19 protein-coding genes and 1 pseudogene are annotated in these 22,416 nt (G+C 60.1%); 11 read left to right on the top strand and 9 right to left on the bottom strand.

Translation table 11 applies throughout. The features are described from left to right. The first annotated feature begins 59 nt into the window (after window positions 1–59). A complete protein-coding gene (locus tag ACP3TY_RS26790; protein ID WP_426618859.1) occupies window positions 60–1,292 on the top strand; it encodes an AlgP family protein in 1,233 nt (410 codons plus the stop codon). Here the strand turns inward: ACP3TY_RS26790 and ACP3TY_RS26795 are convergent. After that, window positions 1,289–1,750: a TIGR02444 family protein gene (locus tag ACP3TY_RS26795; RefSeq protein ID WP_426618860.1), complete on the bottom strand. Its 462-nt coding sequence runs from the start codon at window positions 1,748–1,750 to the stop codon at window positions 1,289–1,291. The two genes, ACP3TY_RS26790 and ACP3TY_RS26795, sit on opposite strands and share 4 nt — an antisense overlap. Window positions 1,751–1,800: 50 nt before the next feature. Here ACP3TY_RS26795 and ACP3TY_RS26800 point away from each other — a divergent pair, with 50 nt between their 5' ends. The 4 genes and pseudogenes from ACP3TY_RS26800 to rhtB all read left to right on the top strand — a co-directional run bounded on the left by ACP3TY_RS26800 (window position 1,801) and on the right by rhtB (window position 5,308). Beyond that, complete coding sequence (locus tag ACP3TY_RS26800; RefSeq protein WP_053124941.1) at window positions 1,801–3,711, top strand: ATP-binding cassette domain-containing protein; 1,911 nt, start codon at window positions 1,801–1,803, stop codon at window positions 3,709–3,711. Continuing rightward, window positions 3,711–4,292, top strand: coding sequence for a mechanosensitive ion channel family protein (locus ACP3TY_RS26805; RefSeq protein WP_016985893.1), 582 nt, complete (start codon window positions 3,711–3,713; stop codon window positions 4,290–4,292). The genes ACP3TY_RS26800 and ACP3TY_RS26805 overlap by 1 nt, the downstream gene beginning before the upstream one ends. Window positions 4,293–4,400: 108 nt before the next feature. Further along, window positions 4,401–4,523, top strand: a pseudogene (locus ACP3TY_RS26810) (mechanosensitive ion channel family protein); the annotation flags it as partial. 152 nt (window positions 4,524–4,675) lie between these two features. Next, window positions 4,676–5,308, top strand: a complete 633-nt coding sequence (rhtB, locus tag ACP3TY_RS26815) for a homoserine/homoserine lactone efflux protein (protein WP_053124937.1) — start codon at window positions 4,676–4,678, stop codon at window positions 5,306–5,308. 198 nt (window positions 5,309–5,506) lie between these two features. Here the strand turns inward: rhtB and ACP3TY_RS26820 are convergent, their stop codons facing one another. The 5 genes from ACP3TY_RS26820 to ACP3TY_RS26840 all read right to left on the bottom strand — a co-directional run bounded on the left by ACP3TY_RS26820 (window position 5,507) and on the right by ACP3TY_RS26840 (window position 10,264). Beyond that, window positions 5,507–6,253 (bottom strand): penicillin-binding protein activator LpoB, encoded by a 747-nt coding sequence (locus ACP3TY_RS26820; RefSeq protein WP_400651508.1) that lies wholly within the window; start codon window positions 6,251–6,253, stop codon window positions 5,507–5,509. Between the two features lie 3 nt (window positions 6,254–6,256). Next, entirely contained in the window at window positions 6,257–6,844 is a 588-nt protein-coding gene (lpoB, locus tag ACP3TY_RS26825; RefSeq protein WP_016772610.1) for a penicillin-binding protein activator LpoB, read from the bottom strand. A 36-nt stretch (window positions 6,845–6,880) separates the two neighbouring features. Continuing rightward, window positions 6,881–7,255: a YcfL family protein gene (locus ACP3TY_RS26830; RefSeq protein WP_426618861.1), complete on the bottom strand. Its 375-nt coding sequence runs from the start codon at window positions 7,253–7,255 to the stop codon at window positions 6,881–6,883. 15 nt (window positions 7,256–7,270) lie between these two features. Continuing rightward, on the bottom strand, window positions 7,271–8,665 hold the full coding sequence (locus ACP3TY_RS26835) for a COG3014 family protein (protein WP_159814374.1): 1,395 nt from the start codon (window positions 8,663–8,665) through the stop codon (window positions 7,271–7,273). Between the two features lie 195 nt (window positions 8,666–8,860). Then, window positions 8,861–10,264 carry a COG3014 family protein gene (locus ACP3TY_RS26840; RefSeq protein WP_426618862.1) on the bottom strand — a complete coding sequence of 468 codons (1,404 nt, stop codon included), beginning with the start codon at window positions 10,262–10,264 and terminating at the stop codon, window positions 8,861–8,863. A gap of 178 nt (window positions 10,265–10,442) precedes the next feature. Here ACP3TY_RS26840 and ACP3TY_RS26845 point away from each other — a divergent pair, with 178 nt between their 5' ends. Both ACP3TY_RS26845 and ACP3TY_RS26850 read left to right on the top strand, forming a co-directional pair. Then, window positions 10,443–12,341, top strand: coding sequence for an FTR1 family protein (locus ACP3TY_RS26845; RefSeq protein WP_426618863.1), 1,899 nt, complete (start codon window positions 10,443–10,445; stop codon window positions 12,339–12,341). A gap of 134 nt (window positions 12,342–12,475) precedes the next feature. Continuing rightward, window positions 12,476–12,931, top strand: coding sequence for a YaiI/YqxD family protein (locus ACP3TY_RS26850; RefSeq protein WP_212550202.1), 456 nt, complete (start codon window positions 12,476–12,478; stop codon window positions 12,929–12,931). Between the two features lie 117 nt (window positions 12,932–13,048). Here ACP3TY_RS26850 and elbB read toward each other — a convergent pair whose 3' ends face one another. Beyond that, the gene (gene elbB, locus ACP3TY_RS26855; protein ID WP_426618864.1) at window positions 13,049–13,717 is read right to left on the bottom strand and encodes an isoprenoid biosynthesis glyoxalase ElbB; all 669 of its coding nucleotides are present in this window, start codon (window positions 13,715–13,717) and stop codon (window positions 13,049–13,051) included. Window positions 13,718–13,832: 115 nt separating this feature from the next. Between elbB and ACP3TY_RS26860 the strand changes: the two genes are divergently transcribed. After that, window positions 13,833–15,068 (top strand): sterol desaturase family protein, encoded by a 1,236-nt coding sequence (locus ACP3TY_RS26860; RefSeq protein WP_426618865.1) that lies wholly within the window; start codon window positions 13,833–13,835, stop codon window positions 15,066–15,068. Here the strand turns inward: ACP3TY_RS26860 and ACP3TY_RS26865 are convergent. After that, window positions 15,049–15,699, bottom strand: coding sequence for a DedA family protein (locus ACP3TY_RS26865; protein ID WP_426618866.1), 651 nt, complete (start codon window positions 15,697–15,699; stop codon window positions 15,049–15,051). The two genes, ACP3TY_RS26860 and ACP3TY_RS26865, sit on opposite strands and share 20 nt — an antisense overlap. 207 nt (window positions 15,700–15,906) lie before the next feature. Between ACP3TY_RS26865 and hemB the strand changes: the two genes are divergently transcribed. Then, complete coding sequence (hemB, locus tag ACP3TY_RS26870; protein WP_426618867.1) at window positions 15,907–16,920, top strand: porphobilinogen synthase; 1,014 nt, start codon at window positions 15,907–15,909, stop codon at window positions 16,918–16,920. 18 nt (window positions 16,921–16,938) lie between these two features. Next, window positions 16,939–19,164 (top strand): polyphosphate kinase 1, encoded by a 2,226-nt coding sequence (gene ppk1 / locus ACP3TY_RS26875; protein ID WP_159814363.1) that lies wholly within the window; start codon window positions 16,939–16,941, stop codon window positions 19,162–19,164. A 662-nt stretch (window positions 19,165–19,826) separates the two neighbouring features. Here the strand turns inward: ppk1 and ppx are convergent. Next, the gene (gene ppx, locus ACP3TY_RS26880; protein WP_212545138.1) at window positions 19,827–21,329 is read right to left on the bottom strand and encodes an exopolyphosphatase; all 1,503 of its coding nucleotides are present in this window, start codon (window positions 21,327–21,329) and stop codon (window positions 19,827–19,829) included. 415 nt (window positions 21,330–21,744) lie between these two features. Between ppx and ACP3TY_RS26885 the strand changes: the two genes are divergently transcribed. Next, window positions 21,745–22,413, top strand: coding sequence for a DUF1120 domain-containing protein (locus ACP3TY_RS26885; RefSeq protein WP_426618868.1), 669 nt, complete (start codon window positions 21,745–21,747; stop codon window positions 22,411–22,413). Window positions 22,414–22,416: the final 3 nt, after the last annotated feature.

Raw genomic sequence — 22,416 nt, forward strand, 5'->3', positions numbered from 1 at the left:
GCGGCGGTGTCAGCAGAGGTCTAGTATGAGCCGCACTCACGTCAGCCAGGAGGTAAACCATGTCGGCCACCAAGAAGCCTGTAAACACTCCGTTGCACTTACTCCAACAACTCTCGGGCAGCCTGCTCGAGCATTTGGAAAACGCTTGCTCGCAAGCCTTGGCTGATGCTGAAAAACTGCTCGCCAAGCTGGAAAAGCAACGCGGCAAGGCGCAAGAAAAACTGCACAAATCCCGCACCAAATTGCAGGACGCAGCCACTGCCGGTAAAGCCAAGGCACAGACCAAAGCCAAAGGCGCAGTGAAAGAACTGGAAGACCTGCTCGATGCGCTGAAGGATCGTCAGTCCGACACCCGCAGCTACATTCTGCAACTCAAGCGCGATGCCCAGGAAAGCCTGAAACTGGCCCAGGGTGTTGGCCGCGTTCAAGAAGCAGTGGGCAAGGTATTGTCGACTCGCTCGGCCAAACCAGCAGCGGCACCGGCGAAGAAAGCCGCGGCCAAACCAGCTGCAGCCAAAGCTCCAGCGAAAACTGCGGCGGCCAAGCCTGCTGCAAAAGCGGCTGCTAAATCCGCTGCCAAGCCTGCTGCAAAAGCACCGGTGAAAGCCGCTGCAAAACCAGCGGCCAAAGCAGCTGCAAAACCCGCAGTGAAGAAACCTGCTGCGGCGAGCGCTGCAAAACCAGCAGCTAAAACCACAGCGGCAAAACCTGCTGCGCGGACTGCCGCTGCCAAGCCGGCTACCCGTGCCGCTGCTGCTAAACCAGCTGCGAAGCCAGCCGCTGCCAAAGCTGCTCCAGCGAAAACCGCCGCTGCTAAACCGGCCGCCAAACCTGCTGCCAAAGCTGCGGCAAAACCTGCTGCTGCAAAACCCGCTGCCAAGACTGCCGCTAAACCAGCAGCAGCCAAACCTGCGGCAAAAGCGCCAGCCAAAGCTGCTGCAAAACCGGCTGCCAAACCAGCCGTGAAAGCCGCCGCCAAACCGGCAGCCAAGCCAGCCGCTAAACCGGCCGCTGCTGCCAAACCAGCGACTGCTGCTGCCAAGCCTGCTGCTGCAAAACCAGCCGCCAAGCCAGCTGCGAAACCTGCCGCAAAACCAGCCGTTAAAAAGCCAGTCGCTGCCAAACCAGCTGCCGCCAAACCGGCTACCGCGCCTGCCGCCAAACCTGCCGCACCGACAGCGTCGGCTGCGCCAGCGGCACCTGCTCCAGCCGCTACGACCTCGACGCCATCGACTGCGCCATCGCCAGCCGCTGTGTCGAGCACCAGCAACAACCCAACCAGCGCTTCCTAAACGCCGGTCGCCGCGACGCGCAGCACTTGCAGCGCGTCGCGGTTCGGGTTGGCCGCCGTGCCGGCCAAGCCTTCAAGCCAGGTCATCGAACCTGCATCGTTTCGCGTCCATTCCTGCGCCACACCTTCAAGCCGTGACAGCAACGCTCGCTCAGCTTCCAGCTCAAGTGATTTGATCTGCTCGCGCATGCCTTTCAACACCGCGTCATCCATCGCCCGTGCTTTCCATTGCATACGCAGTGTCCGCAGCGGTTGCACCACTTCGATATCCCAAGGCCCGGTCAGCGCCTGAAGTTCGCTGATGCGTTGTTCATCGCAGGTCACCCCGCGTTGCTCCAGCCATAAACCGCACAACAGCAGGCACACGTTCACGCCCGCCGTTTGCAGTTGCAGGCAGGCGTCTTCCACGCCCGGACGGGCGTAGGTGGCAAGGGAAAAGCTCCACAGGTCAGAGGACATCGTGCTACTCGCGCCAGTTGTGAGCGAAGCTGGTAGACTCCGCCGCCATTATGATCCGACTTCAGAACCTGACTTTACAGCGTGGCCCGCAACGTCTGCTAGAAGACGCCGAGCTGACCCTGCACGCCGGCCACAAAGCCGGCCTTATCGGTGCCAACGGCGCCGGCAAATCGAGCCTGTTCGCCTTGATTCGGGGCGAACTGCACCCCGACTCGGGTGACTGCTTCTTGCCGGCTGACTGGCGCATCGCCCACATGCGCCAGGAAATCGAGACGCTCGAGCGCCTTGCCGTCGACTATGTGCTCGATGGCGACCTGCGTCTACGCGAGGTGCAACGTGACCTCGCCGCTGCCGAAGCCGCGCATGACGGTGCCGCTCAGGCCCGTCTGCACTCGGAACTCGACAGCGCCGACGGTTACACCGCCGATGCGCGAGCGCGCAAGTTGCTCGCCGGTCTCGGTTTCACCAACGAGCAGATGGATCGTCAGGTCGGGGATTTCTCCGGTGGCTGGCGGATGCGTCTGAACCTGGCGCAAGCGTTGATGTGCCCGTCGGATTTGTTGCTGCTCGACGAACCGACCAACCACTTGGATCTCGACGCCATCATCTGGCTCGAAGAGTGGCTGAAAAACTACCCGGGCACCTTGCTGCTGATTTCCCACGACCGTGATTTCCTCGACGAAGTCGTCGATCACGTCGCGCATGTCGATCAGCGCAAGATCACCTTGTACCGCGGTGGCTACAGCGCCTTCGAGCGTGCCCGTGCCGAGCGTCTGGCCCAGCAACAACAGGCCTACGAGAAGCAGCAGGCGCAGCGTGCGCACATGGAAAGCTACATCGCCCGCTTCAAGGCGCAAGCCACCAAGGCCCGTCAGGCGCAGAGCCGGATCAAAGCCCTGGAGCGCATGGAAGAGTTGTCGGCGGCCCACGTCGATTCGCCGTTCGACTTCGTCTTCCGCGAGTCGACGAAGATCTCCAGCCCGCTGATCGACCTGTCCGATGCCAGCCTCGGTTACGGCGACAAAACCATCCTCGAGAAGGTCAAGCTGCAACTGACCCCGGGTGCGCGGATCGGCCTGCTCGGGCCAAACGGCGCGGGTAAATCGACGCTGATCAAGAACCTCGCCGGTGAGTTATCGCCGATCGCCGGGCGCCTGACCCGTGGTGAAAACACCGTGGTCGGCTACTTCGCTCAGCATCAGCTCGACTCGCTGGACTCCAAGGCCAGTCCGTTGCTGCACATGCAGCGTCTGGCGCCGAGCGAACGCGAGCAGACCCTGCGCGACTTCCTCGGCGGCTTCGACTTCCGTGGCGCGCGCATTGATGAGCCGGTGCTGAATTTCTCCGGTGGCGAAAAGGCGCGTCTGGCTTTGGCGTTGATCGCCTGGGAACGGCCGAACCTGCTGCTGCTCGACGAACCGACCAACCACCTCGACCTGGAAATGCGCCTGGCGCTGACCATGGCGCTGCAGGAATTCAGCGGCGCGGTATTGGTGGTATCTCACGATCGGCACTTGCTCAAAAGCACCACCGATAACTTCTACCTCGTCGCTGACGGCAAGGTCGAAGAGTTCGATGGCGACCTCGAAGACTACGCACGCTGGCTGGTGGAATACCGCCAGCGCAACGCGCCGGTCAGCAACACTCCGGTGAACCCGGACAAGACCGACAAGAAGGCTCAGCGTCAGGCTGCCGCTGCTCTGCGTCAGCAACTGGCACCGCACAAGCGTGAAGCTGACAAGCTTGAAGCTGAACTGGGCAAGCTCCACGAGAAGCTCGCCAAGGTCGATGCCAGCCTCGGCGACAGCGACATCTACGAGCCGGCGCGCAAGAACGAATTGCGTGATCTGCTCGCCGAACAGGCCAAGCTGAAAGTTCGCGAAGGCGAGCTGGAAGAGGCGTGGATGGAAGCCCTCGAGGTGCTGGAAAGCATGCAGGCGGAGCTGGAGGCGCTGTCCTGATGGAAGCGTTCAAGCTGCCGCTGCCGGCGGTGTGGGTCGAGCCAATCTGGTTTACCGTGCAGATTCTGCTGATCTTGCTCGCCGGCTATCTCACCCAGCGCTTCGTTGCCAAAGGCCTGACCCGATTGGGCGAGCGCTATCCGTTTCCGCCGCAGTTGCTGATGCCGCTGCGCGGCGTGTTGCGCTGGCTGATCATGGGCAGCGCGCTGATCTTCGTCTTGGAGCGCCTCGGTGTCTCGGCCACGGTGTTGTGGACGGCGCTGTCGGGTTTCGTCGCGGTAGCGGCGGTGGCGTTCTTCGCGATGTGGAGTGTGCTGTCGAATCTGCTTTGCGCGATTCTGATCTTCACGGTCGGGCCGTTTCGGCTGGGCGATATCGTTGAGTTGGTCGACACCACGGACAAGCCTGGGGTGAAGGGCCGGGTGGTGGCGATCAATCTGCTCTACACCACGCTGATCGAGGCGGAAGAGTTGGGGACTGGCAGCGCGATGGTGCAGGTGCCGAACAGCTTGTTCTTCCAGCGTTCGGTGCGGCGTTGGCGTGGGACGGATGTGTTTCCGTCTAGCGGGTTTGAGAAGTAGGGGTTCAAGCAAGATCAAAAGATCGCAGCCTGCGGCAGCTCCTACAGGGATCGCATTCCCATGTAGGAGCTGCCGAAGGCTGCGATCTTTTGCTTTTAGCCCCAAACCGAGGCTGAGGAGTTGGGGACTGGCAGCGCGATGGTGCAGGTGCCGAACAGCTTGTTCTTCCAGCGCTCGGTGCGGCGTTGGCGCGGGACGGATGTGTTTCCGTCTAGCGGGTTTGAGAAGTAGGGGTTCAAGCAAGATCAAAAGATCGCAGCCTTCGGCAGCTCCTACAGGGATCGCATTCCAATGTAGGAGCTGCCGGAGGCTGCGATCTTTTGCTTTTAGCCCCAAACCGCATTAGCTTGAGCGTCTGTCACGATTCAGATGCGAGGTGTGCGATGGAGCTTCAAACATGGCTGGCGTTTTTTGCCGCCTGCTGGGTGATCAGTCTGTCCCCGGGGGCTGGCGCCATTGCGTCGATGTCCAGCGGTCTGCAATACGGTTTCTGGCGTGGTTACTGGAACGCCCTCGGCCTGCAAATCGGTCTGGCCGTGCAGATCGCGATTGTCGGCGCCGGTGTTGGCGCGATCCTGACCGCTTCGGCCACAGCCTTCCACGCGATCAAATGGTTTGGTGTCGCTTACCTCGTGTATCTGGCGATCAAGCAATGGCGCGCGCAGCCCATGGACATGAGCGATGACGCGGCGGTGCGGCCGATCGGCAAGCCGCTGGCATTGGTGTTCCGTGGCTTTCTGGTGAACATCAGCAACCCCAAGGCCCTGGTGTTCATGCTCGCGGTGCTGCCGCAGTTCATCAATCCGCATGCGCCGCTGCTGATTCAGTATGTGGTGATTGGCGTGACGATGGTCTGCGTCGACCTGATCGTTATGGCGGGTTACACCGGTCTGGCGTCGAAGGTGCTGCGCCTGTTGCGCACACCGCAGCAGCAGAAACGCATGAACCGCACGTTTGCCGGGCTGTTCATCGGCGCGGCGGCGTTTATGGCGACGCTGCGCAAAGCAGCCGCCTGAACCTCACAGATACACAAATGTGGTGAGGGGATTTATCCCCGATGGGCTGCGCAGCGGCCCCTTCTTTTAAGATCAAGAGGGGGCCCGCTTCGCGAGCCATCGGGGATAAATCCCCTCACCACAAAGTCCACAGCACAAGAGTCCTCAGCAGAAAAGTCCCCAGCACAAAGTTCACAGCACATTTGTGCAGGCCTGCAATCAGCGCAAGATCACCGGCGCAGTATCGCGCGGCAGGTTGTTGCGCTGCGGTGCTTCACGCGGCTGTTCATAACCGTCGCCACCACCGAGCTGCATGCTCAGTTGCCCGGCCACGTCCTCGCCCAGCGCTTTCGACACGTCACGCACCACCCGTGGGCGGTTCAGCGAGATCTTGATGTCGCGGTGGTTCACCAGTTTGGTGTCCTGCGCTTCGCCCATCGCCGTGAAGGCCGAAGTGATCTCGAAGGTCTTGGTGTTGATCAGGCTGAAGTCCGCCACCAGCGTCAGGCCCAGCACCGCCGAATAGCTGTCGGTGTTCGCCAGTTCGTTGATGTCCTGGGTGAAGTCGATGTCCGACACGGTACCGAACAGCACGTAGTCGGCGCCCTTGAAGTTGCCGGCCTTGATCCGCTTGATCACGTCGTAGACGTCACCCTTGGACGACGCGGTGTACGGCGTGCCCTGCACCAGCTGGAACATGCCGGTACGCAGAATTTCACCCTTGATGTCACCGGTGAATTTACGCAGCTCGCCTTGTTCGATGTAGCTGGTGCTCGCTTCGATCTCGTTGTAGCTCGAAGAACCGCTCGCGCTGTAGTAACCCTCGCGGTGGCTGCTCTGCGCCGAAACGATGTGGATGTATTGCTCCACGCGTTCCTGATACGCCAGATCCGTTACCGCAACTTTCGGGGCCGCTTGCACGCTGAACGCGCAAGCCAGGGCCATCATGCCAATCCATGCGCGCATCAATTAACGCTCCGTGGTTTTGCGAATCTCTTTTTCGTCCATCCACTCGGCCAGACCGCTTTCAACGTCGATCAATTGCAGGCTGAATTTGTAGAAGACGTCCTTGTAGTCGCTGCTGCGCTTGACGATCGAGCTGATCGAACCTTCGATGCGGTACTTGGCGGCAACCATGTTGCCAGTCTTGGCCACGGTGCTCTTCTTGTACAGACCGCTCTGGTTTTGCAGCTTGAGCTGGTCAACCTGGCTCTGCATCGCATTGTTGTCGCTGGCGAAACGCGCGACGCCGGTCTTCATCAGCTGAGTCTTGATGCTGGTGGTGATTTCGCGGGTGTCGATGTACTCGCTGGTCTTGTTCTTCACGTCGTAGACCTGAACCACCGGACGGCCCTGCAGAATGCCGGACTGGGCCAGCGAGCGGGTCATCGACTCGGCGATCATTTGCAGGTCGGTCGAACCGAATTCGTTGGTCACGGTTTCAACCGCTTTGGTGTCGCCGTAGCTGATGTTCTTGCTGCCCAGGGTCGGCGAAGTATTGGCGCAACCGGAGGCGAGCAGGGCGATGACGGCGATGCAGGAAAAGCGTGCAAACATGGGAATGCTCTCTAAATCAGGAGTAGGGTGGCGGGCTTACGGCGTCTTGATTTCCAGACGGAAGTCCACGGCTTTTGGGGTCGGGGCGATGCCCTGAATGAAGCTGGTCTGGGCGCCGTACATCATTTGGCTTTTCCAGACTTCTTCTTCGGCGATCGGGAAACCTTCCGCACCGAGCCAGGCGAAGCGGTAGTAGAAAATCTTGTTGCTGTTGAGGGTGTTGCTCAACTGCACATTGACCGTCATGAAGCTGTTTTCGCGGGCGACGCGCATGGCGCCGACGACGATGTGTTTCTGCGGGCCCATGGCCACGACTTTGCTCGCGGCGCTGCCCGGCTCAGGTGGTGGCGGGGTGGCGCAGCCGCTCGCCAGCAAGGCGAGGGCGGCGACGGCGATGAGTTTGAAGCGCATGCAAAGACTCCGTTCTTAAGGTTGTTTGAGGCTGGCGACGTTGGTCGCGCTGGCGCTCGGCATCACGTGGGCGGCGATACCGCCGGCGAACACCTGGTTGCCGACGGCGCGCAGGCTGATCACTTGATAACGCTGATCGATGGTGACTTTGACCACCGAGCCGCCGACGGCGCTCGGCAGGGTGACCTGATGCTCACCTTTCTTCAAGCGCAGACGCACCACCTGGGTGTTGTCCGGCAGGGTGCGCCACGTACGGGTATCGGCACCTTCGAGCACAGCTGAAGAAATACCCACGGCGAGACCGGCCAGCGGGCTGGTTTCGTTGAGTTTCTTTTGCGCCACACCTTTGGTGATCGCGCGCACGGTGGTGCGGACGATGATGCCCGGCATGTCATCACGCAGCGCGCGGCGAGACATGGCGGTGGTGCTGTTGAGTGCGGTCAGATTGACTTGCTGACCGTCGACGCCGATCTGCGCAAAAGTCGCAGTGGAGGTGTCCGCTTTGATGATCGGGAACGACAGCGGGGTGATCACCACGTTGTTGGCAATCGGCAATGGCAGCGGAATGCGGATCGAATCACGCGCCGGGGCCAGACCGCTTTGCACCACGATCAGGATGTCGCTGTCATCGGACTTCGACGGCTTGTCGAGGTCGATCAGCGCTTGCTCCAGCAATGGCGTGTTCGGGCGCAGTTCGGCGGCTTTGCGGTAGCCCGGCGCGGCGAGGTCTTTTTCGCCCAGCGCTTCGTAAACGTAGCCGGCCAGGTAATGGCTGAACGCACTCTGATAGCTGTTTTTCAGGCCGACCACTTCCGGCGCGTCGAGGCTGGCGACCGGGTAACCCTGCAGGTCTTTGTACTGCGTCTTGACGCCTTCTTTCTCGGCCTCTTCTTCGCTCTTGAGGTATTCCTTGTCGCGCAGGTCGGCGATCACCGCTTCACGTTCGTGAGTCTTTTTGATCGCGGTGCGGGCGCCGTCGAAATCGTTGACCGCCAACAGGTTCAGGGCCATCTGCGTGGTCAGCATGACTTTTTCGTAGTCGTAGCCTTCGTAGCGACGCACCTTGTCGTTGACGATGAAGCTGCCGAACTGGGCCAGGTACTTGCCGGTGTCGAGCTTGACCGAATCTTCCCACTGACCGACCACCACGTCGGCGCTGGTCCAGGCGTTCTGGCTGCCGGACAGGTCGCCCTTGGCGCGCAACAACTCACCTTTCTCGAAGTAATAGAGCAGGTCTTTGTCCGCGCTGGAGTTGTTCTTTTCCAGCAGGGTCAGCGCCGCGTCGACGTTGCCGGAGGCCAGTTGCTGGTTGGTCTGGGCCAGTTCCGAATCGTAATTGCGAAAGGCCGAACAGCCGGACAGCAGAGTGACGGCGCTGAGCGCGATCAGAGTGGGGGCGCGGAATGCCATGGGGTGACGTCTTCCCTGAGTGCAGATAAATGCAGCCGCGTGTGCTGGTCGGGCTGATAGAACCGATCGACAGTGGCGCTGGCCTCCTGCCAATTCCTCATAACCAGAGGAGCTTTAATGCCGTTTCGCCATAGCGAAGGCGCGGCATTATAAGCGCGGGATGATGGCGATGTAATAGCTTTTTAATTGCACCGGTTAGTTAGGTGCCATTACGGCCGCTGCCGACGTTTCGGGGAACAGCCACGACGATCCGATGAAAAAACCCTGATACAAAAAGACCCGCAGGCTCAATAGCTGGTGGCTTTGGCCGACGCGCACGGTCAGGCCGCCCTCTGCACCTTCGTAGGGAAAACGCACGCGGTGCAGGCCTTTTTTCAGGCGTAGTCGGGCGACCAGGGTTTTGTCCGGCAGGGTGCGCCAGGTGCGCGTGTCAGCCTCTTCGAAAGGGTCGGGATCGGTGACTACCAGCGAAGCCTTGGAAGGATCGCGCTCGTTCTTTTCTGCCTGGCCGATGGCGGCCATGTTGGCGCGGAACATCGCCCGCGAAATGATCTGCGGCATGTCATCGCGCAAGGTACGCATGGCCATGTCGGTGACGCTGTTGATCATCGTCAGTTTCTGCTGTTTACCGTCGACGACGATGTGCGTCAGCGGCGGTGTGAGGGTGTCGGGGAGCATCACCGGAAATGAGATCGGCGCAACAATCGTCAGGTTTTCGTTGAGCCGCACCGGAATCGGCACTTGCACCGAGCTGCGCGCCGGGGCGAAACCGCTCTGCACCACGATCAGAACTTCGCTTTCATCGTCGTCCGGCCCGGGCTTGTCGAGATTGCGCAACGCGCTTTCGAGAAAGGGCACACCCGGACGCAACTCGATCGCCTGACGATAACCCGGCGCCGCGAGCGTGCCTTCGCCCAAGGCTTCATAGGTGAAACCGGCCAGATAATGGCTGAACGCACTTTGGTAACCGTTCTTCAGCTCGATGACCTGTGGGGCGTCGAGGACGGCGACCGGGTAGCCTTGCAGGTCTTTGTAATGCAGTTTGATCCCTTGCTGCTTGGCTTGCTCTTCAGCCTCTTCGTATTGCCGTTCGCGCTGGCGGGCAATCAGGGTTTCACGTTCGTGGGTTTTCTTGATGTCGGCGCGCGCCCCGTCGAAATCGTTGTCTGCCAATTGATTGAGGGCCATCTCGGTGGTCAGCATGACCTTTTCGTAGTCGTAGCCTTCGTAGCGCAGAAGCTTGTCGTTGACCAGCATCGTGCCCATTTCATTGCCGAAACGGGTCAGCAGTTTCATGGGCGCGGAGGGCACGGCGTCTTCACGCTGGATAACCATCTGCTCAGCGGTGCGCCAGGCTTCCTGACTTTTTGGCAGGGCGGTGCCAGCGCTGAGAATCGCGCCTCGCTCCAGGTAATACAGCAGATCCTTGTCTTCCCACGGATTGTTGACCTTCAGCACGTACAGCGCTTCGTTGAGATCACCCTTGGCCATCTGGTCGATGGTCTGCTGCATTTCCTCATCGTAATTGCGGTAAGCGGCGCACCCGCTCAGTTGCACGATGGCGCTGAGCAGCAGGAAGAATGGCAGGCAATGGCGCATGGAGACAGGTTCTTCCTTGAACGGCAAAGGCTGGGAGGTGACGCATTATAGGGGCGGTTGGCGCCCCGAGGTGGTCATCGAATTCAGCGCTGAAACATATCAAACACCGACAAAGCTTGAGGGAAATGGCGCCGGAGTGAACAATATGTAACTCCGTATTTCCCCTTGAGACTCCTTCATGACTGCCTCGTCCCGATTTCTGGCCTGGCTGCTGTTCCCTTTGTTTGCCCTGAGCAGCTTCAATCTGCTGGCCGATACCGTGGAAGGCGCGCCACAAGCGCTGCACCTGCTCGATTACATCAGCGCGGATTACCCGCCGACGGTCGAGGCGGGCACAGTTGTCGATGACGCCGAATACCGCGAGCAACTGGAATTCACCCAAGCGCTGCAAGGCTTGATCGCCGACATGCCGGCCAAACCTGAAAAGGCTGCGTTGGAGCAGGGTGTCGCCGCGTTGCGTGCGGCCATCACCGCGAAGCAGGACGGCGCTGAAGTCGCCCGTCAGGCGCGGCAACTGGGCGCGAAACTGGCCGTGGCGTATGAAGTCAGCCAGGCGCCGATCATCACCCCGGATCCGAGCCGTGGCGCGCCGTTGTATGCGCAGAATTGCTCGGTGTGCCACGGCGATACCGGCCTCGGCGATGGCCCGGCGGGTGTCGGCATGTCGCCGGCGCCGGCCAATCTGCGTGAGGCGGCGCGGATGGATCACCTGAGCCTGTACGCGATTTACAGCACCCTCGGCCAAGGCGTCGAAGGTACCGACATGCCAGCGTTCGCCGATCAGCTCGACGATCGCCAGCGTTGGGATCTGGCCACTTACATTGCCGGCTTCAGCGCCGATGCAGCGGCCGCTCAATCCGAGAAAACCTACAACATCGCCGATCTGGCGCGCCAGACCCCGGCCGAAGTGCAGGGCGCTGAAGGCCCGCAAGCGGCGGCGACTTTCCGTGCGCAGCGAGCGCAACCGCCGCAGGTCAAACGCGGCCCGGCGCAGTTGCTCGACTACACCGCAGCGACGCTGGACAAGAGCCTGGCGGCGTACCGCGCCGGTGAACACGATCAGGCTTACGACCTGTCGGTGGCGGCGTATCTGGAAGGTTTCGAGCTGGTTGAGAGTTCGCTGGATAACGTCGACGCCAACGTACGCAAGGACACTGAAAAATCGCTGATGGCTTACCGTCAGTCGTTGCAGGACGGCTTGCCGGTTGCACTGGCCGAGCAGCGTCTGGACGCGGCCAAGGCCAAGTTGAAAGAGTCTGCCGGGTTGCTCGGCAGCGATGGTTTGAGCTGGTCACTGAGCTACATCTCCGGTTTGCTGATTCTGCTGCGCGAAGGCCTGGAAGCGATTCTGGTACTGGCGGCGATTCTGGCGTTCCTGCGCAACACCGGCCAGCAGTCGGCGGTGCGCAGCGTCAACGTCGGTTGGGGCTTGGCGCTGCTGGCCGGCCTCGGCACCTGGGCGTTGGCGGCTTACGTGATCGATGTCAGCGGTTCGCAGCGTGAATTGCTCGAGGGCGCGACGGCGCTGTTCGCCAGCGTCATGGTGCTGTGGCTGGGCGTGTGGATGCACGATCGTCGCCACGCCGCAGCCTGGCAGGATTACATCAAGAGCAGTCTGGTCGGCGGTGGCGGGCGGTTTGGTTTTGCGATCCTCGCGTTCTTCTCGGTGTATCGCGAGTTGTTCGAAGTGATCCTGTTTTACGAAACCCTGTGGTTGCAGGCAGGTCCTGCCGGGCATGACGCGGTACTCGCCGGTGGTGCGACGGCACTGGTGCTGCTGGTCGGTCTGGCGTGGGTGATCCTGCGCGGTTCGGCGAAACTGCCGCTGACGTTGTTCTTCAGCATCAACGCGGCGCTGCTCTGCGCGCTGTCGGTGGTGTTCGCCGGGCATGGCGTCAAGGCGTTGCAGGAAGCCGGGATCTTCGGCACGCGGCCGGTGGCGTTCTTTGAGTTTGACTGGCTGGGGATTCATGCCGATGCGTATTCGTTGACGGCGCAAGCGGTGGCGATTCTGGCGATTGTTGTGTTGTATGGGCGTAGTTGGGTGGCTGAGAAGAAGCGGATTTCGGCTGCTTGATTGGGTGATCCCTTAAAAGATCGCAGCCTTCGGCAGCTCCTACAGGGGCCGCGTATGTCGCAATATTGCGGCGCGACGCGCACTCTGTAGGAGCTGCCGCAGGCTGCGATCTTTTGCTTTATGAGGTAAACAAAATGCGTGTATGGATCGATGCCGACGCCTGCCCACGGGCGGCGAAGGATCTGGTGGTGAAGTTTGCGCTCAAGCGCCAGTACGAAGTGGTGCTGGTGGCCGGGCAGCCGCAGATCAAGCCGGGGCTGGCCATCGTCAAACTGATCGTGGTGCCGAGCGGCCCGGATGCGGCGGATGATTATCTGGTCGAGCACGCGGTGCCGGGGGAGCTGGTGATTTGCAGCGATATCCCGCTGGCCGATCGGCTGGTGAAGAAGGGCGTGGCGGCGCTGGATCCGCGCGGCAAGGAATTCGATGCGCAGAACATGGGCGAGCGATTGGCGGTGCGCAATCTGTTCACCGATCTGCGCGAACAAGGCCAGATGAGCGGCGGCCCGGCGCCATTCGGCGATCGTGAGAAGCAGGCGTTTGCCAATGCGCTGGACCGGATTCTCACCCGACTGGCGCGCAAGCCCTGAGCCCAACACAACTTCCTTGTAGGAGTGAGCCTGCTCGCGATAGCGGTCGATCATTCAACAGATATGTTGCCTGGCACACCGCCATCGCGAGCAGGCTCACTCCTACAATAGACCGTGTCAGGCGTCGTTTTCGTGGGTCAGTTCGAGCACGCGGTCGACCAGTTTGTTGATCCCCGAAGCCGCTTCGCTGATGTTCTGCGCCAGCATATAAGCCGGGGTCGTCACCAGTTTGCGCGCCTTGTCTTCGATGATTTCGGTCACTGCGCAATCTTCATGCGTCGCGCCCATCTTGTTCATCGCCGTGGCCGTGTCGGCGTCATTGCCGATGGTGCAGGTCACGCCCGGGCCGTAGATCTTCGCCGCGAGTGCCGGCGAAATGCACATCAAACCTACTGGTTTGCCCGCTTCGGCAAACGCCTCGGTCAGCGCCAGTACTTCAGGCTGTACGCTGCAGCCGGCGCCTTCGACAGCAAAGTTCGACAGGTTCTTTGCCGCACCAAAACCGCCGGGCACGATCAGCGCATCGAAGTCATTCACGTCGGCTTCGCGGATGTCCTTGATGTTGCCACGGGCAATCCGTGCCGACTCGACCAGCACGTTGCGGGTCTCGGGCATTTCTTCGCCGGTCAGGTGGTTGATCACATGCAATTGCGCGATGTTCGGGGCGAAGCACTGTACCTGCGCGCCGCGTTGATCAAGGCGCAGCAGGGTGATGACGCTTTCATGGATCTCGGCGCCGTCGTACACGCCACTGCCGGACAGGATCACTGCAACTTTTTTGCTCATGGGTTTCTCTCCAGATTCATGGCGCTAAATGTCCACTAAATTGTCGCGCGTTGCCATAGGGTAAACGGGCGGCTACACCTAGGATCTGTTCATACGATTGCGAGCAGGGCGCGTCATGGACTTGATTCTGTATGCAGTGCCGTTTTTCCTCGTGTTGATTGCGCTCGAACTGATCGCCGACCGCTGGCGCGGGGTGAGCAACTATCGCCTCGCCGATGCGGTGAACAGCATCAGCACCGGCGTGTTGTCGACCACCACCGGGCTGCTGACCAAAGGCGTCGGGCTGCTGACCTACGCCTTCGCCCTCGAGCATCTGGCGCTGTTCAAACTGCCAGCGAACAGCGTTTGGGTCTGGATGCTGGCCTTCGTCCTCTACGATTTCTGCTACTACTGGCTGCACCGCATGGGCCATGAACGCAACATCCTCTGGGCCGCGCATTCGGTGCATCACCAGAGCGAGGAGTACAACCTCTCCACCGCGCTGCGCCAGACCAGCACCGGGTTTCTGCTCGGCTGGATTTTCTACTTGCCGATGGCGGTGCTCGGCGTGCCGTTGCTGGTGTTTGTCAGCGTCGCGGCGCTGAACCTGCTCTATCAATTCTGGGTTCACACCCAACACATTCCCAAGCTCGGCTGGTTCGAGTGGTTCTTCGTTACGCCGTCCAATCATCGGGCCCACCATGCACAGAACGCTCTCTACATGGATCGCAACTACGGCGGAGTGTTCATTCTTTGGGATCGTCTGTTCGGTACGTTTCAGGAAGAGGACGACAACGAGCCGGTGATTTTCGGCGTGACCACGCCGCTGGCGAGCTGGAATCCGTTGTGGGCCAACCTGCAGTTTTATGCGCAATTGTGGGACGACGCGCGTCGGGCCGAGCGCAAGTGGGACAAGCTGCGCATCTGGTTTATGCGCACCGGTTGGCGCCCGGCGGACGTCGCGGCGAAATACCCGATGAGCAAGCCGGATCTGGCGCAGTTCCGCAAATTCGAGGTGCCGCTTGGGCGTCGCCAGCAATGCTACGTGGCGCTGCAGTTTTGCGTGTACATCGCGCTGGGCAGTTATCTGATGAATCTGGAGCGCAGTCTGCCGACCACCGGGTTGTTACTCGGCTGGGGCGCGGTGGCGTTCGGGGTGTTTGCGTTGGGCGTAAGCCTGGAGAATCGCCCGTGGGCATTGAAGGTCGAGCTGTTGCGGCTGGGGTTGAACGTGCCGCTGGTGTGGCTGGCGCCGCTGGTTGGATTGTGGCCGGCCAGCCCGATGATCTGGGCTGGTTTGCTCGGGTACAGCCTGCTCAGCGGCATCGGGCTGTATAACTGCCGTCAGCGCGTTACTCGACTGGCGGTTTAGGTTCAGTGGATTTGGCTGGCTCGGCGAGTTGCAGTTGCTCAGCCTTGGCAGCTTGTTCATCCTCGTAGATCTTCTTCGCCAGACGCGCATTCTTGAAGCGGCGGCGCAGCCACAGGCCAACACCGAGCACCAGCAAGGCGCCAAGCACCCACAGCTCGTACTTCTTGATGCTGCCGAGCATGCCTTCCAGCACCGCGCCGAAGTGGTAAGCCGCAGCCGCCAGCGCGGTCGCCCAGATCGCTGCGCCGATGCCGTTGAGCAGCAGATAACGTCCCGGCGGATAACCCGACAGGCCGATCGCCACCGGCATCACCGTGCGCAAGCCATAAACGAAGCGGAAGCTCAGCACCCAGATGTCCGGGTGCTTGCGAATGTGTTCCAGCGCGCGGTCACCCATCATCTGCCAGCGCGGTTTGCGCGCGAGCAATTTGCGCCCGTGCTTGCGCCCCATGAAGTACCACAGCTGATCACCGGCATAACTGCCGAAGAACGCCACGACCACCACCAGGTTGATGTCCATGTATCCACGGAACGCGAGGAAGCCTGCGAGCACCAGAATGGTTTCGCCTTCGAAGAACGTGCCAAGAAACAAGGCAAAGTAGCCGAAGTCATGCAGAAATTGTTGGAGCATTGTCTGGGTGCTGGCGAAATGAACGCGCAGCCTAACCCTTCGGACACATTCATGAAAGTGTCCAAATGTGTCTCGACGTGAACAATTCCTACAATAAGAATGGAATGCGGCTACGTGCCACAGGCCTCACACAACTGTAATCTGTTCGTCATAATGGCCGTCTATAACTGTCACGCTCGCCCGTTTGCGCGGGCTCAGGAGTCCGCCGTGAGCTTTACCCCTGCCAACCGTCTGTTCCCTGCCACGCGCCTGCGCCGCAACCGCCGCGATGATTTTTCGCGTCGGCTGGTACGGGAAAATGTGCTGACGGTGGATGATCTGATCCTGCCGGTGTTCGTGCTCGACGGTGAGAACCGCCGCGAAGCCGTTGCCTCAATGCCCGGGGTAGAGCGACTGACCATCGATTTGCTGCTCGAAGAGGCGGCCAAGTGGGTTGAACTGGGGATTCCGGCGCTGGCGCTGTTTCCGGTCACACCTCCTGAATTGAAATCCCTCGACGCCGCTGAAGCGTGGAACCCTGAAGGCATCGCCCAGCGCGCCACTCGCGCCTTGCGTGAGCGCTTTCCGGAACTCGGCGTGATCACCGATGTTGCGCTCGACCCGTTCACCACCCACGGTCAGGACGGCATTCTCGACGAAGAAGGCTACGTGCAGAACGACATCACCGTCGACGCACTGGTGCGTCAGGCGTTGTCCCATGCTGGAGCTGGCGCACAGGTGGTGGCGCCGTCGGACATGATGGACGGTCGCATTCAGGCGATTCGCGAAGCGCTGGAAATTGCTGGCCACGTCAATGTGCGGATCATGGCCTACTCGGCCAAGTACGCCAGCGCCTACTACGGCCCGTTCCGCGATGCCGTGGGTTCAGCGTCGAACCTCGGCAAAGCCAACAAAGCCTCTTATCAGATGGATCCGGCCAACAGCGACGAAGCGCTGCACGAAGTCGGTGCAGACTTGTCTGAAGGCGCGGACATGGTCATGGTCAAACCGGGCATGCCGTATCTGGACATTCTTTTCCGGGTAAAAGATGCCTTCAAAGTGCCGACCTTCGTCTATCAGGTTAGTGGCGAATACGCCATGCACATGGCGGCGATCCAGAATGGCTGGTTGAGTGAAGCAGTGATCCTCGAATCACTGACCTCCTTTAAACGTGCCGGTGCAGATGGCATCCTGACTTACTTTGCTGTCCGTGCCGCTCAATTGTTACGAGAGCAGAAATAGCCCTCCCAGGAACATTCGATGAATACCGAAGGACTCACTGAAGTTGCAGTAAAAGAAGCTCAGCCAGTGGTGGAGCAAATCACCGAGACCCCGCCGGAACTGGAGCCAGCGCCACCCGCGCCGGTGGCCGAAACCGCTGTGGCGGTGCCGGCGATCGCCATTCCGGGTCTGGATGACAGCAGCCTGTACATCCACCGCGAGCTCTCGCAACTGCAGTTCAACATCCGCGTGCTGGAACAGGCGCTGGACGAGTCCTATCCGCTGCTGGAGCGTTTGAAGTTCCTGCTGATCTTCTCCAGCAACCTCGACGAATTCTTTGAAATCCGTGTCGCCGGCCTGAAGAAGCAAATCACCTTTGCCCGTGAGCAGGCCGGCGCCGATGGCCTGCAACCGCATCAAGCACTGGCCCGCATCAGCGAACTGGTACACGGCCATGTTGACCGTCAGTACGCGATCCTCAACGACATCCTGCTGCCGGAGCTGGAAAAGCATCAGGTGCGCTTCATCCGTCGCCGCAACTGGACGGTCAAGCTCAAGACCTGGGTACGCCGCTATTTCCGCGACGAGATCGCGCCGATCATCACCCCGATCGGCCTCGACCCGACGCACCCGTTCCCGTTGCTGGTGAACAAGAGCCTCAACTTCATCGTCGAGCTGGAAGGCATCGACGCCTTCGGTCGCGATTCCGGTCTGGCGATCATCCCGGCACCGCGTCTGTTGCCACGGATCATCAAGGTGCCGGAAGAAGTCGGCGGCCCCGGCGACAACTATGTGTTCCTGTCGTCGATGATCCACGCCCACGCCGATGACCTTTTCCAGGGCATGAAGGTTAAGGGTTGCTACCAGTTCCGCCTGACCCGAAACGCCGACCTGGCGCTCGACTCCGAAGACGTCGAAGACCTGGCCCGCGCGCTGCGTGGCGAGTTGTTCTCGCGTCGTTACGGCGATGCGGTGCGTCTGGAAGTCGCTGACACCTGCCCGAAACACCTCTCGGACTACCTGCTCAAGCAGTTCAACCTGAGCGAGAGCGAGCTGTATCAGGTCAATGGCCCGGTCAACCTGACGCGGCTGTTCAGCATCACCGGTCTGGACAGTCATCCAGAGCTGCAATACACGCCGTTCACCCCGCAGATCCCGAAACTGCTGCAGAACAGCGAAAACATTTTCAGCGTGGTCAGCAAGCAGGACATCCTGTTGCTGCACCCGTTCGAGTCGTTCACCCCGGTGGTCGACCTGCTGCGCCAGGCCGCGAAAGACCCGCACGTACTCGCGGTGCGTCAGACCCTGTACCGCTCCGGCGCCAACTCCGAGATCGTCGATGCGCTGGTCGATGCCGCGCGTAACGGCAAGGAAGTCACGGCGGTCATCGAGCTGCGTGCGCGTTTCGACGAAGAATCCAACCTGCAACTGGCCAGCCGTCTGCAAGCGGCCGGCGCGGTGGTGATCTATGGCGTGGTCGGCTTCAAGACCCACGCCAAGATGATGCTGATCCTGCGTCGCGAGGCCGGCGAAATTGTGCGTTACGCGCACCTCGGCACCGGCAACTACCACGCCGGCAACGCCAAGCTGTACACCGACTACAGCTTGCTGACTTCCGACGATGCCTTGTGCGAAGACGTTGGCAAACTGTTCAGCCAGTTGATCGGCATGGGTAAAACCCTGCGCATGAAAAAGCTGCTGCATGCGCCGTTCACGCTGAAGAAGGGCATGCTCGACATGATTGCCCGTGAGACCCAGTTCGCCGTCGAAGGCAAACCGGCGCACATCATCGCCAAGTTCAACTCGCTGACCGATCCGAAGATCATCCGCGCGCTGTACAAGGCCAGCCAGTCCGGCGTGCGCATCGATCTGGTGGTGCGCGGCATGTGCTGCCTGCGTCCGGGGATTGCCGGGGTTTCGCACAACATCCATGTGCGCTCGATCATCGGCCGCTTCCTCGAGCACACGCGGGTGTTCTACTTCCTCAACGGCGGCGACGAACAGATGTTCCTCTCCAGCGCCGACTGGATGGAGCGCAACCTCGACAAACGCGTCGAGACTTGCTTCCCGGTGGAAGGCAAAAAGCTGCTGACCCGCGTGAAGAAAGAGCTGGAGCTGTATTTGACTGACAACACTCATAGCTGGAGTCTGCAGTCGGATGGCCGTTACATCCGCAACACGCCGACCGGGAACCAGAACCCGAGGAGTGCGCAGGCGACGTTGCTGGAGCGGTTGGGTAGCCCGATTTTGCCGGTGAGCAGCTAAGGCCAAAGGCAAGAGCCCCTCATCTCAAACCAAACCCAATAAAAAAGGCGATCCCCGCGGATCGCCTTTTTCATACCTGTCATCCACACACCTGTAGGAGCTGCCGAAGGCTGCGATCTTTTGACGTTGATCGTAAAAAACCAGATCAAAAGATCGCAGCCTGCGGCAGCTCCTACAGTGGAGATTTGCGGTGTGTCAGTGGACGGTGAGGACGATGCCCACCCGTGCGCGGGCGGGTAATCAGAACCCGAGGAGTGCGCAGGCGACGTTGTTGGAGCGGTTGGGTAGTCCGATTTTGCCGGTTAGCAGCTAAAAGCCCCTCACCCTAGCCCTCCCGAAACGTCGGACCGCCCGGAGGGAGAGGGGACTGACCGAGGTGTCTTACGCTATACGCCGACCTGAACAGCCGAGTCGAACTCAGGTTTGAAAATCATACAAGTCGGCTCCCTCTCCCTCGGGAGAGGGCTGGGGTGAGGGGCAGGCCCACCCCCAACCTCAAGCCAAACCCAATAAAAAAGGCGATCCCAGCGGATCGCCTTTTTTGTACTTGATACACACCTGTAGGAGCTGCCGAAGGCTGCGATCTTTTGATCTTGATCCTGTAGAAACAAGATCAAAAGATCGCAGCCTGCGGCAGCTCCTACACGGAGATTTGCGGTGTGTCAGTGGACGGTGAGGACGATGCCCACTCGCGTCAGCCAATCGGCTTCGAGGCCAAAATCTGCCTGAGTCAGCTGATTTTCATCCAGCCAGTTCTCCGGGAATTCCACGTCCAGGGTGTCGCCCTTGGCGTGCAGCACCACCTGCGGCATCGCCTGTGTGCCACGGATGTGGTGGAACAGAATCGCGAAACGCAGCAGCACGCACAGGCGAATCAGCTTGGCGCCGTCGTCACCGAAATCGGCAAACTTGTCCTTGGGAATGTTGCGGCGATGGCCGCGCACCAGCAGGGCGAGCATCTGTTGGTCTTCGCGGGAGAAACCGGCGAGGTCCGAGTGCTCAATCAAATAAGCGCCGTGCTTGTGGTAGTGATAGTGCGCGATGTCGAGACCGACTTCGTGCACTTTCGCCGCCCAGCCCAGCAGTTCGCGCCAAATGCCGTCGTCCAGCTCCCAGTCCACCGCGACCTGATCAAACGCGTGCAGGGCTTTGCGTTCAACCCGTGCCGCTTGTTCGACATCAACGTGATAGCGCTCCATCAGCGAAGTGAGGGTGCGTTCGCGCACGTCTTCGTGATGATGGCGGCCGAGCAGGTCATACAGCACGCCTTCACGCAGCGCGCCTTCGCAGTGATCCATGCGTTGCAGTTCAAGCGCATCAAAAATTGCTTCGAGAATCGCCAGACCCGCCGGGAAAATCGCCCGACGATCCGGCTTGATGCCTTCAAAATCGATCTTGTCGGCATCTCCCAGTTTGAACAGGCGACGCTTGAGCCAGGCCAGCCCTTCAGCATTCACCTCGCCGGTGCCATGCCCGCCAGCCTTCAACGCGAGGCCGATGGCGCGGATGGTGCCGGAGGAGCCGATGGCTTCATCCCAGGTCAGGCGATGCAGAGCGTGCTCGATGCTCATGATCTCCAGCCGCGCCGCCGTGTACGCTTGGGCGTAACGGGCCGGGGTGATCTTGCCGTCCTTGAAGTAGCGCTGGGTGAAGCTGACGCAGCCCATTTGCAGGCTTTCGCGCAGCAACGGTTCGAAGCGCTGGCCGATGATGAATTCGGTACTGCCGCCGCCGATGTCGGCGACCAGACGTTTGCCCGGGGTGTCGGCGAGGGTGTGCGACACACCCAGATAAATCAGCCGGGCTTCTTCACGGCCGGAGATGACTTCAACCGGATGGCCGAGGATTTCTTCGGCGCGGTGGATGAATTCGAGGCGGTTGCGCGCTTCACGCAAGGCGTTGGTGCCGACGATACGCACGGCGCCGAGCGGCATACCGTTGATCAGTTGGGCAAAACGCTTGAGGCAATCGAGGCCTCGCTGCATCGATTCTTCGTTGAGCTTGCGCTCATCGTCGATGCCGGCGGCCAGTTGCACCTTCTCGCCGAGGCGCTCAAGGATGCGGATTTCGCCGTTCTGGGCCTTGGCCACGACCATGTGAAAGCTGTTGGAGCCCAGGTCGATTGCGGCGATCAGGGACAAATTCTTGGCTTTGGATTGCGGCATGGTCAGGGGGTCTCGGTCGATAACCTCGACATCGTGCCACGATCAACGGCTGCCGCCAACGCACAGAGATCAAGGTTGATGCTGTAGATGGCTGATCGGATGCTGATCCGGGAATAGTGATTGCTGGGTTAGTTGATACAAAGAGTGACTTTATAAGCGGAATGTTTTCCTACGGCATATAAAGCTTTTTACCTAGGCGCTGTAGAACTTTTTCGGCAAGTGTTAATAACCTCTTCCTTCGCCATGTAAGTGCAATTTCCTACTGGCTTTGACACCGTGTCTTCTTCTTATTCGTAGGCAATGTCCTCAGACTGTGTAAGTCGGGTATGAGTGCTGGCGGTTGCCCGCTCGTACTCTTTTACAGGGATGAAAACTTCAATTGTGTTGAAGTCAATAAGCGTCAGGTGGACAAGTTATGAAAACAATAAGTGCTTTAATGGCGGCTGCAGTGATTGCCAGCGTTTCAATCAATGCTCAGGCGGCTATTGATCTACGGGTCAAGGGCACGATCGTGCCGGCCAGTTGTGTGCCGTTTCTGGAGGGCGGCGGCGTTGTCGATTATGGCAACATCGCGGCTGAAGATTTGAACCAGACTTCCTACACCGTGCTAGAGAAGAAGGAGCTCGTCTTCAACATCAACTGCCGGTCGCACACCAAGGTTGGGCTGAAGGCGCAGGACGGCAAAGGATTCAGTCAGGTTGCAGGCATTCTCGCCGCCACCATCGGCGCCGACTACACCGATAACTACAACTACGGTCTGGGTGCCACAGCGGATGGTGAGAATATTGGTGGTTACGCCGTTAACCTCAAGCCGGGCAGTTTCTACGCCTCCGGTACGCCAGTCAAAGTCATTACCTCGCTGGACAAAGGCACCAGCTGGATCGAAACAGCTACCGGTGCGGTCGGGCAAAACGACAATCTGGGGTCGTGGTCGCGCACCGTCGGATTGATCGTCCCTGTCTCTTTCATCACCCTGAGTGGAGTGATGGAAGTACAGGCGGTCATCAACAAAGCGTCAGAACTAACCATCAATAATGATGTGCCTCTGGATGGGTTGGCCACTTTTGAACTCAGTTATCTCTGATTG

This window comes from Pseudomonas rustica, from assembly GCF_049959085.1.
Classification (GTDB): Bacteria; Pseudomonadota; Gammaproteobacteria; order Pseudomonadales; family Pseudomonadaceae; genus Aquipseudomonas; species Aquipseudomonas rustica.